Source organism: Streptococcus mitis (assembly GCF_002096895.1).
Taxonomy (GTDB): domain Bacteria; phylum Bacillota; class Bacilli; order Lactobacillales; family Streptococcaceae; genus Streptococcus; species Streptococcus mitis_AH.
In genome coordinates this window covers 631,779-645,786 of the sequence record NZ_NCVI01000020.1, presented here as the reverse complement: position 1 = coordinate 645,786, position 14,008 = coordinate 631,779, and the positions used below count along the sequence as shown (strand labels likewise).

General features: G+C 41.7%; 11 protein-coding genes and 1 tRNA gene. 2 read left to right on the top strand and 10 right to left on the bottom strand.

Translation table 11 applies throughout. The annotated features are described in order from the left end of the window. Nucleotides 1-121: 121 nt before the first annotated feature. The 5 genes from B7697_RS07810 to B7697_RS07790 form a co-directional block, all read right to left on the bottom strand. Nucleotides 122-1,288, bottom strand: coding sequence for an ATP-grasp domain-containing protein (locus B7697_RS07810; protein WP_084951161.1), 1,167 nt, complete (start codon nucleotides 1,286-1,288; stop codon nucleotides 122-124). A 12-nt stretch (nucleotides 1,289-1,300) separates the two neighbouring features. Beyond that, nucleotides 1,301-2,041, bottom strand: a complete 741-nt coding sequence (locus B7697_RS07805) for an esterase family protein (RefSeq protein ID WP_084951159.1) — start codon at nucleotides 2,039-2,041, stop codon at nucleotides 1,301-1,303. Nucleotides 2,042-2,061: 20 nt separating this feature from the next. Then, on the bottom strand, nucleotides 2,062-2,886 hold the full coding sequence (locus B7697_RS07800) for an alpha/beta hydrolase (RefSeq protein ID WP_084951156.1): 825 nt from the start codon (nucleotides 2,884-2,886) through the stop codon (nucleotides 2,062-2,064). A gap of 136 nt (nucleotides 2,887-3,022) precedes the next feature. Next, nucleotides 3,023-4,237, bottom strand: coding sequence for a tRNA uracil 4-sulfurtransferase ThiI (gene thiI / locus B7697_RS07795; protein WP_084951154.1), 1,215 nt, complete (start codon nucleotides 4,235-4,237; stop codon nucleotides 3,023-3,025). An 8-nt stretch (nucleotides 4,238-4,245) separates the two neighbouring features. Then, a complete protein-coding gene (locus B7697_RS07790) occupies nucleotides 4,246-5,388 on the bottom strand; it encodes a cysteine desulfurase family protein (RefSeq protein WP_084951151.1) in 1,143 nt (380 codons plus the stop codon). Nucleotides 5,389-5,526: 138 nt separating this feature from the next. On the opposite strand from B7697_RS07790, the gene B7697_RS07785 reads away from it, so the two are divergent. Beyond that, complete coding sequence (locus tag B7697_RS07785; RefSeq protein ID WP_084951150.1) at nucleotides 5,527-5,955, top strand: DUF6556 family protein; 429 nt, start codon at nucleotides 5,527-5,529, stop codon at nucleotides 5,953-5,955. A 44-nt stretch (nucleotides 5,956-5,999) separates the two neighbouring features. Here the strand turns inward: B7697_RS07785 and B7697_RS07780 are convergent, their stop codons facing one another. The 4 genes from B7697_RS07780 to B7697_RS07765 form a co-directional block, all read right to left on the bottom strand. Then, on the bottom strand, nucleotides 6,000-8,303 hold the full coding sequence (locus B7697_RS07780) for a DNA translocase FtsK (RefSeq protein ID WP_084951147.1): 2,304 nt from the start codon (nucleotides 8,301-8,303) through the stop codon (nucleotides 6,000-6,002). 88 nt (nucleotides 8,304-8,391) lie between these two features. Next, nucleotides 8,392-10,344 carry a fructose-specific PTS transporter subunit EIIC gene (locus tag B7697_RS07775; protein ID WP_084946547.1) on the bottom strand — a complete coding sequence of 651 codons (1,953 nt, stop codon included), beginning with the start codon at nucleotides 10,342-10,344 and terminating at the stop codon, nucleotides 8,392-8,394. Then, nucleotides 10,341-11,252, bottom strand: coding sequence for a 1-phosphofructokinase (pfkB, locus tag B7697_RS07770; RefSeq protein WP_000640798.1), 912 nt, complete (start codon nucleotides 11,250-11,252; stop codon nucleotides 10,341-10,343). The genes B7697_RS07775 and pfkB overlap by 4 nt, the downstream gene beginning before the upstream one ends. Next, complete coding sequence (locus B7697_RS07765; protein ID WP_000920651.1) at nucleotides 11,249-11,989, bottom strand: DeoR/GlpR family DNA-binding transcription regulator; 741 nt, start codon at nucleotides 11,987-11,989, stop codon at nucleotides 11,249-11,251. The genes pfkB and B7697_RS07765 overlap by 4 nt, the downstream gene beginning before the upstream one ends. A 161-nt stretch (nucleotides 11,990-12,150) precedes the next feature. On the opposite strand from B7697_RS07765, the gene B7697_RS07760 reads away from it, so the two are divergent. After that, a tRNA-Ser gene (locus tag B7697_RS07760) sits at nucleotides 12,151-12,238 on the top strand. A gap of 78 nt (nucleotides 12,239-12,316) precedes the next feature. On the opposite strand, the gene B7697_RS07755 is transcribed toward B7697_RS07760, so the two are convergent. After that, nucleotides 12,317-13,651: an Nramp family divalent metal transporter gene (locus B7697_RS07755; RefSeq protein WP_000094601.1), complete on the bottom strand. Its 1,335-nt coding sequence runs from the start codon at nucleotides 13,649-13,651 to the stop codon at nucleotides 12,317-12,319. Between the last annotated feature and the right edge of the window lie 357 nt (nucleotides 13,652-14,008).

Below are 14,008 nucleotides of genomic sequence, written 5' to 3'. Positions count from 1 at the left end.
TTCTATCAATTTTTATATCTTTTAGCAACAGGTTTTCTAAAAGAATATATGAGAAAGCGGTTTTATTTCTTATAAAAAACAAAAGGATTAAGGGAGTCCATTTCCTTAATCCGATAATTTCTTAAGCCTGACGCTGACCAAATTCCTTAATCATCTGCTCCATTTCTTGTCGACTCGGAGTTGTCAGCATATAAAGGTAATTTCCTTGAAGTTCCGCAAAGGCCGCTGGCATGATTTTTTTAACCTTGAACTGGTGAGTATATTTGGCAAGCAAGTCCTCCTCAGAATAAACATAGTGAGCATTTGCACGGCGAGAAGTAGCCAAACAATACTGAGCTTCAAACTCTGACGCTGGGAACTCCTCTCCTGCGACAATAGCCGCATAGCCACGATAAAGATCCAAGGAATGAGCAAAGTTATAAACATCAATAGTGAAACCACCTGCAGGGCGGTTATTGTACTCAATGGCGATGTAATCATCCCCTTCACGGAAGAACTCAATATGGAAGAAACGTTCTTTCATACCAAATTCCTTGACAATCGCTTCACCATACTTGCGAAGTTTAGGATCCATGTCCTTAAGAACATAGTAGGAATTGTCCATCTTGTAAATCATAAGATCCAGAGGTGTATAGGCGTAATCAAAAGTCGTTGAGAAGACAATCTTTCCATCCTTGTCCACAAGTCCGTCAAAGGTACAGATTTCGCTAGAAGTGACAAATTTTTCAAAGAAATAAACGGTTGAATGGTCCCACTCAGCCTTGAAGTGATTGATATCGTCCTCTGTCTCAAGCTTAAAGGTTGCTGCCGCTCCCACTCCGTTATCAGGTTTGGCAATCATAGGAAGACCGATTTCATTCGCAGCTTGATCCACATCTGCTTCCGTCTTGATAACAGCTCCAGGTACCACGGGGACACCTGCTTTTTTGAAGAGTTTCTTCATTTCAGACTTATATTTTGTCTTTTTGAGATCCTCTGGTTTGGCACCAAAGACATTGAATTGTTCTCTGAGTGTTGCGTCTAGCTCTAGCCAATATTCATTGTGGGACTCGATGCGGTCAATTGGGCCATGTTTATAAAAGAGAAAAGCAACTGCACGTTTGACTTCGTCTACATTTTCAAGATTATCTACACGGAAATACTCGGTCAGGCTATTGCGCAAAGTTTCATCCAATTGCTCGTAGGGCTCTTGACCAATTCCCAAGACGGTGATGCCTTTATTAGCTAGTTCAATCGTAAATTGTTGAAAGTTTTGTGGATAGTAGGGAGAAATAACAAGGTAATTCATAGGTAACTCCTTTTATAGATACAGGTGTCCAAGAAAATAGGGCATTTGTTTGCGCCACCATTCCCAGTCGTGGGCGACATCATGGCCCCATTCAGCAAACCAGGCTGGAATTTGTTTCTGATCAAAGGCTTCTTTGAGCTTGTGGAAAGACGGTAGACCGTCTTGTTCCCAGGCACCAAGCCCCGTACAAAGTACAATCTCTGCCTGACGGTAACGATCGATAAACCAGCCGTCGTTCTGATTCCAGATATAATCTACTGGCGAGTTTTGGTAAATGGCATCGTCATTGTAATAATCGCCGACAAAGAAACGTGCATCGTAAACACCACTGAGAGCTATCACCTTGGTAAAGACATCTGGATGTTGGAGGAAGAAATTGACAGCATGGTAGGCGCCCATGGAGCAGCCCGTCGTCATCATGCCATCAAACCAACCTGTCTTGTGCTTGATAAAAGGAATAGCCTCCTCAATCACATAACGCTCGTAGGCACGGTGCATCTCTGCTTGGTCATGACCATTTTTCCAAGTGGCCAACCAGCTCTCACTATCTACACTGGATAGGGTAAAGAACTGAACACGGCCTTCCTCGATAAAAGAAGCACAAGCATCAATCATGCCAAAATCATAGTATTCATTGTGACTACCACCTGATGAAGCAAAGACCACAACTGGAATCCCTGCATGTCCATAACGATTAAGGTACATTTCACGGTTAAGATTGCCACTCCAGTGGCTAAGGTTTTCAATATGCATTGGCTTTCTCCTTTTCTAACTTACCATTTCTCTGCAAAAAATCTCAGACAGTCTGGTAAATTCTCCGACCAAGGGATTTCACTATGGATGGCACCAGATTGAACTTTCAAGACAAGATTATCTAAGTGTACTCCACCTGCTATCAAATCATGGTAATACCGAAGAGACGAATCGATATAGGCTTGTTTGATATTACCAGCCATCAGGGTCTTGTCCGTATCATCTGCTTCTTCAGTTCCAACATAGATAAAGATACGCTGGTCAGGCGATAGTTTCTTGCGTTCAATATAGCGATTAAAGGCTTCTTGATGGAGCCAGTTGGCAGATGAAAAGACGCCCAAGCAACCAATTTGGTCTTGGTATTCCAAACCGATAAACTGGGTAATATTGCCTCCTAGTGAAGACCCAATCATAGCCGTATGCTGGCAGTCAGCTTTAGTACGGTAGGTCTCATCGATAAATGGCTTGACCACCTCCATAACAAACTCGGCATACTCCACGCCCTTACCGCCAAATTGCTGTCCTGGGATAGGAGATTCTTGGAACTTCCAAGCCGCATACTCATTCATCCGCCCCATACCATCATTGTCAATGGCGACGACAATCATGCGACTGATATCAGGATTACGCTTAATAGCTGGGATAATCTTCCATGAATGTCCAATGAAAGACTCCTTGCTATAAAAAACATTTTGCCCGTCATGAAAGTAAACAACAGGATAGGAACGATCCGTGTCTTTCTCATAATCTTTAGGCAGAAGAACACGTACACGGCGTTCCTTACCTGTATAAGGAACCTTGAGTTTGTGTTCTTTCATTTTTAAATAAAAGTAGGATAGATTCATTGTCAGAAAACTCTCTATATTCAAAATTTTATTTTATTATATCACAATTATAGAAAAAAAGTTAGTTTTGCTTCCACTTTTGGAATTAAAAACTAACTTTTTCATCTATTTTTCTAAATTCTTCTGGATTTTCTGATTAGAGCAAATTATCAATCAAGTCATCCACTTCATCTTTTTCAGCCTGTGGTGTAATCTCAGTAATCATGATTCCAGCCACAGCTCGCTCAACTAAACCTTCAACATCCATGCGTCTTTCGTACTGTTCTGCATTCTTAATCTTAGGATTGGTCTTTGGACGATCTGGCGCAAAAATGGTACAACAGTCTTCAAAAGGCTGGATTGAAATTTCAAAGGTGTCAATTTCCTGAGCAATGTCAATGATTTCCAACTTATCCATTGTCACAACTGGACGGATGATGGGAGTGTTGGTAACAGCATTGATAGCCTGCATGCTTTCTAAGGTCTGGCTAGCTACTTGACCAAGACTTTCCCCATTGATGATAACTAAACCATTTCGTACCTCACGAATACGGTCAGTAATCCGCATCATAAAACGACGCGTCAAGGTCATAAGATAGGCTTCTGGCGCTTTAGCCTTGATTTCCTCTTGAATCTCTGTGAAAGGTACTTCGATAAACTGGATATTTCCCCCAAACTTGGTCAATTTACGAGTCAAATCTTGGGCTTTTTTAAGGGCACCAGGACTCGTGTAAGGTGGGCTGGCAAAATGAACAGCCTCAATATCCACTCCACGTTTCAAAGCAAGATAACCTGCTACAGGTGAATCAATCCCTCCTGACAACATGAGCATGCCTTTACCTGAAGTTCCAACTGGCAAACCACCAGCCCCACGAATAGTTTCATAAGAAAGATAGGCTGCTTCTTCACGGATTTCCACCTGAAGATTGATGTCAGGACTTTTCATTTGAGCTTGCACATTTGGAATGGCTTCGAAAACAGCTCCTCCAAGTGTTTGATTGAGTTCACGACTATCCAACTCAAAGTTGTGGTCGCTACGCTTGCTAGAAATTTTAAAGGTCATGCCATCCTTGTAGATGTCCTGCATAATCTCTTGGACAGCAGACTTCAGAACTTCTACAGATTTTTCAACCTTATAAACAGGGGAAAAGTTTTGAATTCCAAAAACTTGTTTGAGGGATTCTGCTACTGCTGTGTAATCTGCTCCATTGAGGTATGCATGGGCACGGTCGCGATCTGCTGTTACCTTAACTTGGGGATAGATAGACAAAACGTCTGAAATATTATTGCGAAGTTTATTGATGAAACGCATACGGTTTTTGCCCTTGGTTGACAGCTCACCGTAGCGAATCATAATTTCTGAATATTGCATGAATGCTCCTATCTTACTTTTCTAGTTTGATTGTAAATTAATTTTAACTTGGTCAAAAACTGCTCGACCTGACTCATATCATTTTCAAGGTCTAGGCTAAGACGCACAGCTGACTGGGCCTTATCTTTATCCACTCCCATAGCAATCAGAGTTCCTGCAGGTTTCCCTGCCTTTGACGAACAAGCAGAGGTCGTTGAGATGAAAATATCATAGTCTTCAAAAGCGTGAACGATGACTTCACCACGAACACCCTTGATTCCAAAAGTCAGGATGTGAGGGGCAAAGTCTTCCTCATCTGAAAAGACAAAAATATCTGGATAGTCCAGAAGTGCTTGACGAATCACTGCCTTCATCTGGCCAGTCTTGCTAGTAAAGATATCTAGCTTTTCCATAGATAAACGGAGAGCCTTGGCTGTCGCTGCAATTCCTGCCACATTTTCAGTTGTCGAACGGTAATCACGCTCCTGACCACCACCTGTTAAAAGAGGCGTAATCTTCTTACCATACTTGATATAGACAAAACCAACACCACGAACTCCGTGGAACTTGTGACCAGAGAAAGTCGCGAAATCCACTCGTTCTGTCAGATACTTTTCAGTCGGAATCTTGGCAAGCGCCTGAACCGCATCAACGTGGAAGGAAATAGTCGGCTTGTCTGCCAACAATTCTGAAATAGCCTCAATAGGTTGAATCGAGCCGATTTCATTGTTTACTGCCATGATGGAAACGAGGGTCGTATCAGGTCGTATCAAACCTGCTAACGCTTCAACATCCACAAATCCTTTGTTATCAACTGGAACAAAATCCACTTCAAATCCTTGACTTTTCAGCCAGAGGGCTGACTCTTTGACTGCCGGATGTTCAATGGCTGATACAATGATGTGCTTTCCAAACTGAGCCTTTTCAAAGGCCACACCCTTGATAACCCAGTTATCTCCTTCTGTCCCACCAGAAGTAAAGAAGATTTCCTCGCTTTTCTTACCGATTAAATCTGCAATCTGTTGGCGGGAAGCATCTAAGATTCGTGTTGCCTGGTCTCCCAAACGATGGAGGCTAGATGGATTTCCTAAAATTTTTGAAGCGACCTGCATATAAGTTTCAAGTGCTTCAGAATAGGGCTTGGTCGTCGCCGAATTATCAAAGTAAATCATATTTTCTCACGCTTTCTAAAATCACTCCCTCTATTGTATCATGAAACGGAGCCTGCGACAAGAAAGGGCAATTTCTCTTTTTTTAAGATTTTTTTAAAGAAATGCGGTATAATAAATTTTAATTAAAGGAGAGAATGTATGTCTAATTATCGTAGAACTTCAAAACCAAAAACAGAACACATCAAAAAAGGCTTTACGGTCTTTCAAAAAACCGTCGCGACTATCGGTAGTATTCTTGGCTTGATTACCGCTAGTATCACTATCATGAACGCCTTGGATAATAACAAAAATACTAAAAAAGAACCTACGACAAGCCAGACGACAACAATTGTCAAAGAAATTCAAAAGGAATCCCCTCAGGAAAACACTAGTCCCAATAAGGAAAATAACACTACCCAAGAAAAAACACAGCAAGAGGAAACACCAAAAGCTAGCGTCAAGGTAGAGAAAAAAGAAGAGCAGAAAGCATCTACTCAGGATTCTTCTACTCCTACTCCAAGTAAACCTGCTACTGAAAATGAAAAACAGTCCAATAGTCCAACTTCGGAAAATAAAACTAATCAATAATCACTAAAATAGCCTCCTTCCAAACTTGGAAAGAAGCTATTTTTTTATTGTTGTAAAACTTTTCTTGGTTTGGTACCTTCAGCTGGACCAATGACACCTGCCATCTCAAGCTCTTCCATGAGACGGGTCGCACGGTTAAATCCAACTGACAAACGACGCTGAATCATAGATGCGCTGGCTTTCTGGGTTTCGATTACCAAAGCCTTGGCTTCTTCAAAGAGCGGATCACCACCAGATTCACCATCTGAAAATTCTCCGTCATTTTCAGAAACCTCACCTGGATCAAAACTCTCATCGTAGTCCGCATCAGCCTGAGCCTTAATGAAGTTTACGATACGTTCGACATCATCATCCGAGATAAAGGAGCCTTGGAGACGAACTGGATGATTTTCATCAATTGGTTTAAAGAGCATATCTCCACGTCCAAGCAGTTTCTCAGCTCCATTTTCATCTAAAATAGTACGGGAGTCTGTTCCTGATGAAACTGCGAAAGCGACACGAGATGGGACATTGGCCTTGATCAGACCAGAAATGACGTCAACGGATGGACGCTGGGTTGCAAGAATCATGTGGATACCTGCAGCACGCGCCTTCTGTCCGAGACGAATGATAGCATCTTCCACTTCCTTGCTGGCTACCATCATAAGGTCAGCCAACTCATCCACAATTACAACAATGAGTGGTAGCGGAACCTGCTTGTACTCAGACTGAGCATTAAACTCTTCTACCTTGGCATTAAAACCTGCAATATTCCGAACTCCCACCTTGGCAAAGAGTTCATAACGATTTTCCATTTCATCCACGACCTTTTGCAAAGCCTTGCTGGCCTTACGTGGATTGGTCACGACTGGAATCAAGAGGTGGGGAATATCATTGTAAACAGACAACTCAACCATCTTGGGATCGACCATCATAAATTTAACTTGGTCAGGTCTCGCCTTCATAAGAATGCTAGCGATAATGCCGTTAACTGCTACCGACTTCCCTGAACCCGTTGAACCTGCAACTAGCAAGTGAGGCATTTTAGAAAGGTCAAAAGTTCTTGCCGTGCCATTAACTGCCTTCCCTAAAGGAATTTCCAAGAGATTTTCTGCTTTCGTTTGAGATTGTTCCCATAGTTCACGGAAAGACACAGTCGCAATCTCAGAGTTAGGAACTTCAATTCCAACGAGAGATTTCCCTGGGATAGGTGCCTCGATTCGGACATCCTTGGCCGCCAAGGCTAGAGCGAGGTCGTCTGCCAGATTGGAAATGCGGTTGACCCGTACACCGACTGCTGGTTTGACTTCATACTTAGTCACTGATGGCCCAATTTCAGCCCGTTCAACCGTCACCTTAATCCCAAAGCTAGCAAAGGTTTCTTCTAGGATTTTGATATTTTCTCGGACAATTTTCTTCTCTTTAGACTGGTCCTTTGGTTTATCTGGGGAAAAGAGTTGTAAGCTTGGAAGTTTGTATTCAAGGGCTTCCTTGGCTGAAAAATCGACCTGAACATCTTCATCATCAGAGCCATCTTCCTGTTCAGCGAATTCATGTTCAGCTTGAGGTAGGATGATTTCTGGTTCCACCCAGTTCTCTTCTGGAGCAGGTGGAACGTCAAGCACAACATCTTCTGTCAGAATTTCACCCGTTTCCATATCAACAGGAGGCAAATCGAGTAAGGCTTTTTCAGCCTCTTCTTTCTCTAATCTAGCCTCTTCCTCAGCCTTTTGACGAGCTTTTTCTTCTTGTCTGACAAAGCGTTCCTCTTTTCGACGCTCATGACCTTCCTGCCATTTGGCAAAGCCTCTACTGAAGAATTCAGCAATATCGTAAACAGACCAAGGACTGACTAGGAGTGCACCAACTAAAATAAAGATAGAACCAATAAAGTAAGTACCGATATTTGAGAAGAGAAAGGCGATTGGCATATAAAGAGCGACCCCAATCAATCCTCCACCAGCAAAACTGGTCGTTCGAAAACCAGTCAGATCAGTCACAACCTGAGCCATAGTCCCTTTTAATACCGACTTATCCAAACCATATTTCCAAACTAAGTAGGCCTCAAAAATCAAGAGCAAACCTGCAAATATGGTGAAAAAGCCAGATAGGAGGCCTTCCTGTTTTCGTATCCACTTGAAAAAGAAGAGATAGAGTAGGATGCCAAATATTGCCAGATAAGCTAGGCTACCCACCAGCAAGCGAATTAGATTGTAAAGGGTTATACCTGCAGCCCCTAATTTGAAGGCTGCGAAAATCAATAAAAGCGCGATTCCCAACGAAATCAACATTCGTTGAATCGCTTCTTTTCTTTCGAGTTCTGCTTTAGACGGTCTCCGTCTTGTTTTACTTGTATTCTTGTTTGCCATTCTTTTATTATACCATATTTCACAGGCATTTCGGGAAGAGAAAAAGACTGCACCAAACGGTCCAATCTTTTTATTTTCTATCTAATTTTTATGCTTGTGGTTTGCGTAGGTAACCATAGACCACACCACTTACAATTGCTCCTACCAAGACAGAAACGAGGTAAAGGAGAGCATTTGAAGTAAGGGCGATAACGAAGATTCCTCCGTGTGGCGCCATGAGTTTGATACCAGTAAGACCAACGAGGCCACCTGCTACTGCTGAACCAAGGATGAAGCTTGGGATCGCACGAGCTGGGTCAGCGGCACCAAATGGAATTGCTCCCTCAGTGATAAATGACAAGCCCATGATAATGTTTGTCAAACCAGAGTTGCGTTCTTCTTTAGTAAATTTGTCTTTAAAGAGAAGAGTTGCGACAAAGATTGCAAGTGGTGGTACCATTCCTCCAGCCATAACTGCTGCCATAGCCACAGAACCACCTGAAGAAACAGTCGCTGCAAGCGTACCTGTACCAAATACATAAGCCGCTTTGTTAACTGGTCCACCCATGTCAACAGCCATCATTCCACCAAGGACGATACCGAGAAGGACAGCTGAACCACCTCCAAGACCGCCTAGGAAGTCATTCATAGCAGTGTTGATTGCTGCCATCGGGATGTTAACAGCTAGCATGACAAATCCTGTCAAGATTGTCCCAAGAAGTGGCAAGAGAAGGATTGATTTTGCACCTTCAAGTGAACGAGGAACTTTAACGTATTTCTTGATAGCAAGCACCAAAGCACCTGCGATAAATCCACCCACAAGGGCGCCTAGGAAACCAGATGAGACACCGGCAAGAGTTGAAGTTGCTTCACCACCTGCGGCATAAGGGATTTTCCCAAAGGCAAAACCTTCTTTTGCAATAGCACCAGCCACGAAACCTGCTACCAAACCTGGTTTTTCAGCGATAGAGTAGGCAACATAACCTGCAAAGACTGGAAGCATCAAACCAAAGGCTGCACCACCGATTTTCATGAACATAGAAGCTAGTTCATGGTAGGAACCAAGATTACCAAGATTTTCATTTGGAACACCCAATGCACCATCAATCAAGAAGGCAAGGGCAATCATGATACCACCACCGATAACGAATGGTAACATTTGAGATACACCACTCATCAAGTGTTTGTAGAAGGCACCACCAAGGCTTTGTTTTTCATTAGATGCTGTTGCAGCTTTTACACCATTAGCGGCACGGTAAACTTCAGCATCTCCTGATAGAGCCAAGTTAATCAATTCTTCCGTTTTACGGATACCGTCAGCAACCGGACGATTGATCAATGGTTTGCCATCGAAACGATCCATTTCAACGGCCTTGTCTGCTGCGATGATAACAGCTTTAGCCTTGCGGATATCTTCTGCAGTTAGTTGATTTCCAACACCGCTAGCACCATTAGTCTCAACCTTGATCCCAACACCCATTTCAGCAGCTACTTTTTGAAGAGCTTCTTGAGCCATGTAAGTGTGGGCAATACCTGTTGTACAAGCTGTAACAGCTACGATAAAGTCACCCGAGTTATTAGCAGGTACTTGAACAGGCTCTTCAGTTTTTTCTGAAGCTTGGTTAAAAAGTTCGATAACTTGGTCAGCTGATATTGCTTGACGAAGTTTATCAGCAAAACCGTCTTTCATCAAGTATTGGGACAATTCTGCCAAGGCTGCTAAGTGAGTATCATTGGCACCTTCTGGAGCCGCAATCATGAAGAAGAGGTCTGTTGGTTGCCCATCCAAGCTCTCGTAGTCAACACCCTTGTTTGACTTGGCAAAGAGAACTGTCGCTTCTTTGACAGCAGCATTTTTGCTGTGAGGCATTGCGATACCATCACCCAAACCTGTAGAAGTGAGAGCTTCACGCGCCAAAATTCCTTCTTTAAAGGTTTCAAAATCTGTCACATAACCGTGGTCTGTCAAACTTTTAATCATCTCGTCGATGACAGCTGTTTTTTCAGTTGCTTGCAAATCCAGCAACATAACATCTTTTCTCAATAGGTCTTGAATTTTCATCGTTTTTCTACCTCAACTTTTTCATATGTTTCTTTAATAAATTCTGCTGTTGCCAAGTCATCCGAGAAGGTAGTTGCCGTTCCACAAGCAACTCCCCATTTGAAGGCTTCTACTGCGTCTTTTGATTTGACAAATTCACCTGTGAATCCGGCAACCATAGAATCACCAGCACCAACTGAATTTTTGACTGTTCCCTTGATAGGTTTTGCGAAGTAAGCTCCCTCAGATGTGACAAGAAGGGCACCGTCGCCAGCCATGGAGATAATGACGTTTTGAGCTCCTTTGGCCAGTAACTGACGAGCATAGTTCTCGATTTCATCTAAACTTTCGAGTTTCACTCCAAAGATAGCTCCAAGCTCGTGATTATTTGGTTTGACCAAAAGTGGCTGATAGTCCAAACTATCAATCAAGGTCTGTCCTTCAAAGTCACAAACGACTTGCGCACCAGTCTTGCGTGTCAAGGCAATCAAATCCTTGTAGATAACATTTCCTAGGTTTTTAGCACTCGAACCCGCAAAGACAACCGTATCTTCTGCTGTCAGACTAGATAAAATAGCTTTCAATTCTTCTAGCTGAGCTGGTTCGACATTTGGACCGGTTCCGTTGATTTCTGTTTCTTGGTCTGCTTTGATTTTAACATTGATACGAGTATCTTCTGCCACTTGGACAAAACATGTCTCGATTTCTTCCTCTGCAAGGGTATCTGTGATAAATTTACCAGTAAAGCCTCCGATAAATCCCGTCGCTGTATTTGGTATATCCAAACGTTTCAAGACACGGCTGACATTGATTCCTTTCCCACCAGCAAACTTATCATCACTGTCCATACGATTGACACTACCGACTTGGACTTGGTCCAAACGAACGATATAGTCAATGGATGGATTGAGTGTGACTGTATAAATCATACTTCTATTACCTCCGTTTTCTCCTTAATAGCCTGCAAGAGCTCATGCCCTTGACTTGTGATAACAATAGCTCGTTTGAGTGGTGCTACCTTGGCAAAGCAAGTTTGTCCAATTTTTGACGAATCCACCAAGACATAGGTCTGTTTGGCATTTTCTAAAATAGCACGCTTAACAGCTCCCTCCTCCATATCAGGAGTCGTATAATAGCCATCGTCCACACCATTCATCCCGATAAAGGCACGGTCAAAGTGCAATTGGTTAATCTGGTTAAGAGCAACGCCCCCGATGCTAGCATCTGTTGCCATCTTGACACTTCCTCCAACCATGACAGTTGGAATCTGCTTTTCAACCAACTGTGCGGCATGGTGAATCGAATTTGTCACAACAGTAATATTCTTATTGACCAATTCATGGATCAAAAAAGCAGTTGTTGTTCCAGCATCGATAAAGATGACATCTTGTTCCTTAATGAGAGAGGCTGCTTTCTGAGCCAGCAACTTCTTTTCTTGAAGGTTTTTGACAGATTTTTCTTGAATGGTTTCTTCTTCCTGCAAGGAATGGGGCAATTCTGCTCCACCATGCACGCGACGAAGCTTGTTTTCCGCTTCCAACTCATCCAAGTCTCTTCGAACCGTTGATTCTGAGGTCTCTAGCAAACTAACTAATTTTTCTAGAGAAACTACATGATGTTGATTTAACTCCTCTAAAATCAGTTGTTTCCGCTCTGTTTTTAACACTGAATCACCTCCTGTTATCGTTTACACTATTCATTCTATCACACTTTCTTTCAAAGTCGAGCATTTTTTATCATTTTCTTTCATTTTCTGTCACTAACTCCTTAACTTTAAATAAATTTGCAAGAAAGAAGGCTTTATGGTAGACTAAGTTAGTAAACAATGGAAGATTACTCAAGAGGCTTAAGAGGCCGTGTTGGAAACGCGGTAGGCGTGTTAAAGCGTGCGTGGGTTCGAATCCCATGTCTTCCGTTTATTTTAAAAAAGATACCCAAGAAATCTTGGGTATCTTTTTTCTTATATGCTTGTTTTATAACTCGGGTGAATTTCTTAGAAAATATCAAATAACAATTTCACATTGAGAATTGTTAAGATAATGGAAACGATATAGCCAAGGATGGTATTCCATTTGGCATTGGTAAATTCTCCCATCAGTGATTTCTTAGAAGTTAGATAAATCAGTGGGAAGATTGAAAATGGAAGAGCAATCGAAAGAAAGACTTGTGAATAAACCAATAACTGATCCAATGTTTTTTCCTGATGACCAAACAGAACCGCTACAATCATGACAGGCAACAAGGCAAAGAGACGAGTTGCCAAACGAATGAACCATTGAGGTAATCTCATATGCAAGAAACCTTCCATAACGATTTGTCCAGTCAAGGTACCCGTAATTGTCGAATTTTGACCACTGGCTAATAAAGCCAAGGCAAACAAGGTTGATAAGGTCGAGCTAGCTATAGCTCCTGCAATAGTAGAATCCTGCAAGGCATTATACATTTGAGAGAAGGCAGAAATCTCAGATGCATGGCCGAAAAAGAGAGCCGCCCCGAGAATTAATAGAAGGGAGTTAACCACAAAGGCCAAGGATAATTGGAGATTTGAATCCCAGGTCATAAAGCGCACGGCTTTTCGAACATCATTCTTGTCCTTGTGATTGATTTTCCGAGTTTGTGACAAGGAAGAATGCAAATAGAGGTTATGGGGCATAACCGTTGCTCCCACGATCCCTAGTGCCAAGGTTAATTGACTTTCATGCCCTGGCAAGGGACTTTCAAATAAGGTTGCATTCGGTAGATAACCCTCAACGATTCCTTGGAAGCTTGGATGTGACAAAGCTACCAGATAGGTAAAAATTGCTAGAATGGTTAAAATCAGTGTTGTCACAATAGCTTCAATCTTCTTAAAGCCAAATTTCATCAGAAGCAATAAGAGAAAAACATCCAACACGGTCAAGAGAATTGCTATCATAATCGGAATCTTAAAGAGAAGATTGAGAGCAATCGCTGAACCTAGAACTTCTGCCAGATCTGTCGCCATCAAGGCTAATTCTAAAATCACCCATAGACTATAACGAAGCCATTTAGGTGAATGATGAGCCGTTGCTTGAGCCAGGTCCATCTGGGTTACAATACCAAGCTTTCCTGCCATCTGCTGAAGTTGCATGGCAATGAGAGATGAAATCAAGATAACAAACAAGAGACTATACTTATAGGAAGCACCACCGACTACACTGGTAATCCAGTTTCCTGGATCCATATAACCAACTGCGACAAGAGCACCCGGACCTAAAAAGGCATTTAAATTTTGCCAGAAATGATTGTTATTTGGAGTATCGATAGATTGATTAATCTCAGAGAGTGACACTTTTTTATGAGAAGACATAGATACTTACCTCTTTCTAAACCTACTTTTTCATTATTTTCTATTAGAGAAAAATAAGATTGACTTTAAACTATTAAAACAATGAAAACTATATGAAAAACATTTAGTTTTTTCATTATTTTTCTTAAGGTACCTTAATATTTTTCTTAAGGCACCTTAATTATAACACAAAAATGAAAACTATATGAAAAACATTTAGTTTTTTCATTATTTTTCTTAAGGCACCTTAATTATAACAGAAAATATGATAAAAACTTAAGAAAATTCAGGACTTGATTTAATATTTAGGATACAACAAAATGTTGTATCCTTTTTTTGCAAAAGAATACCAAAGAATAAAATAAAAAACGTTGTAAA

Coding starts and splice junctions, on each gene's coding strand:
- B7697_RS07810 (WP_084951161.1), bottom strand. CDS start 1,288: ATGAATTACCTTGTTATTTCTCCCTACTATCCACAAAACTTTCAACAA.
- B7697_RS07755 (WP_000094601.1), bottom strand. CDS start 13,651: ATGTCTTCTCATAAAAAAGTGTCACTCTCTGAGATTAATCAATCTATC.
- B7697_RS07780 (WP_084951147.1), bottom strand. CDS start 8,303: ATGGCAAACAAGAATACAAGTAAAACAAGACGGAGACCGTCTAAAGCA.
- B7697_RS07790 (WP_084951151.1), bottom strand. CDS start 5,388: ATGATTTACTTTGATAATTCGGCGACGACCAAGCCCTATTCTGAAGCA.
- B7697_RS07775 (WP_084946547.1), bottom strand. CDS start 10,344: ATGAAAATTCAAGACCTATTGAGAAAAGATGTTATGTTGCTGGATTTG.
- pfkB (WP_000640798.1), bottom strand. CDS start 11,252: ATGATTTATACAGTCACACTCAATCCATCCATTGACTATATCGTTCGT.
- B7697_RS07805 (WP_084951159.1), bottom strand. CDS start 2,041: ATGCATATTGAAAACCTTAGCCACTGGAGTGGCAATCTTAACCGTGAA.
- thiI (WP_084951154.1), bottom strand. CDS start 4,237: ATGCAATATTCAGAAATTATGATTCGCTACGGTGAGCTGTCAACCAAG.
- B7697_RS07800 (WP_084951156.1), bottom strand. CDS start 2,886: ATGAATCTATCCTACTTTTATTTAAAAATGAAAGAACACAAACTCAAG.
- B7697_RS07785 (WP_084951150.1), top strand. CDS start 5,527: ATGTCTAATTATCGTAGAACTTCAAAACCAAAAACAGAACACATCAAA.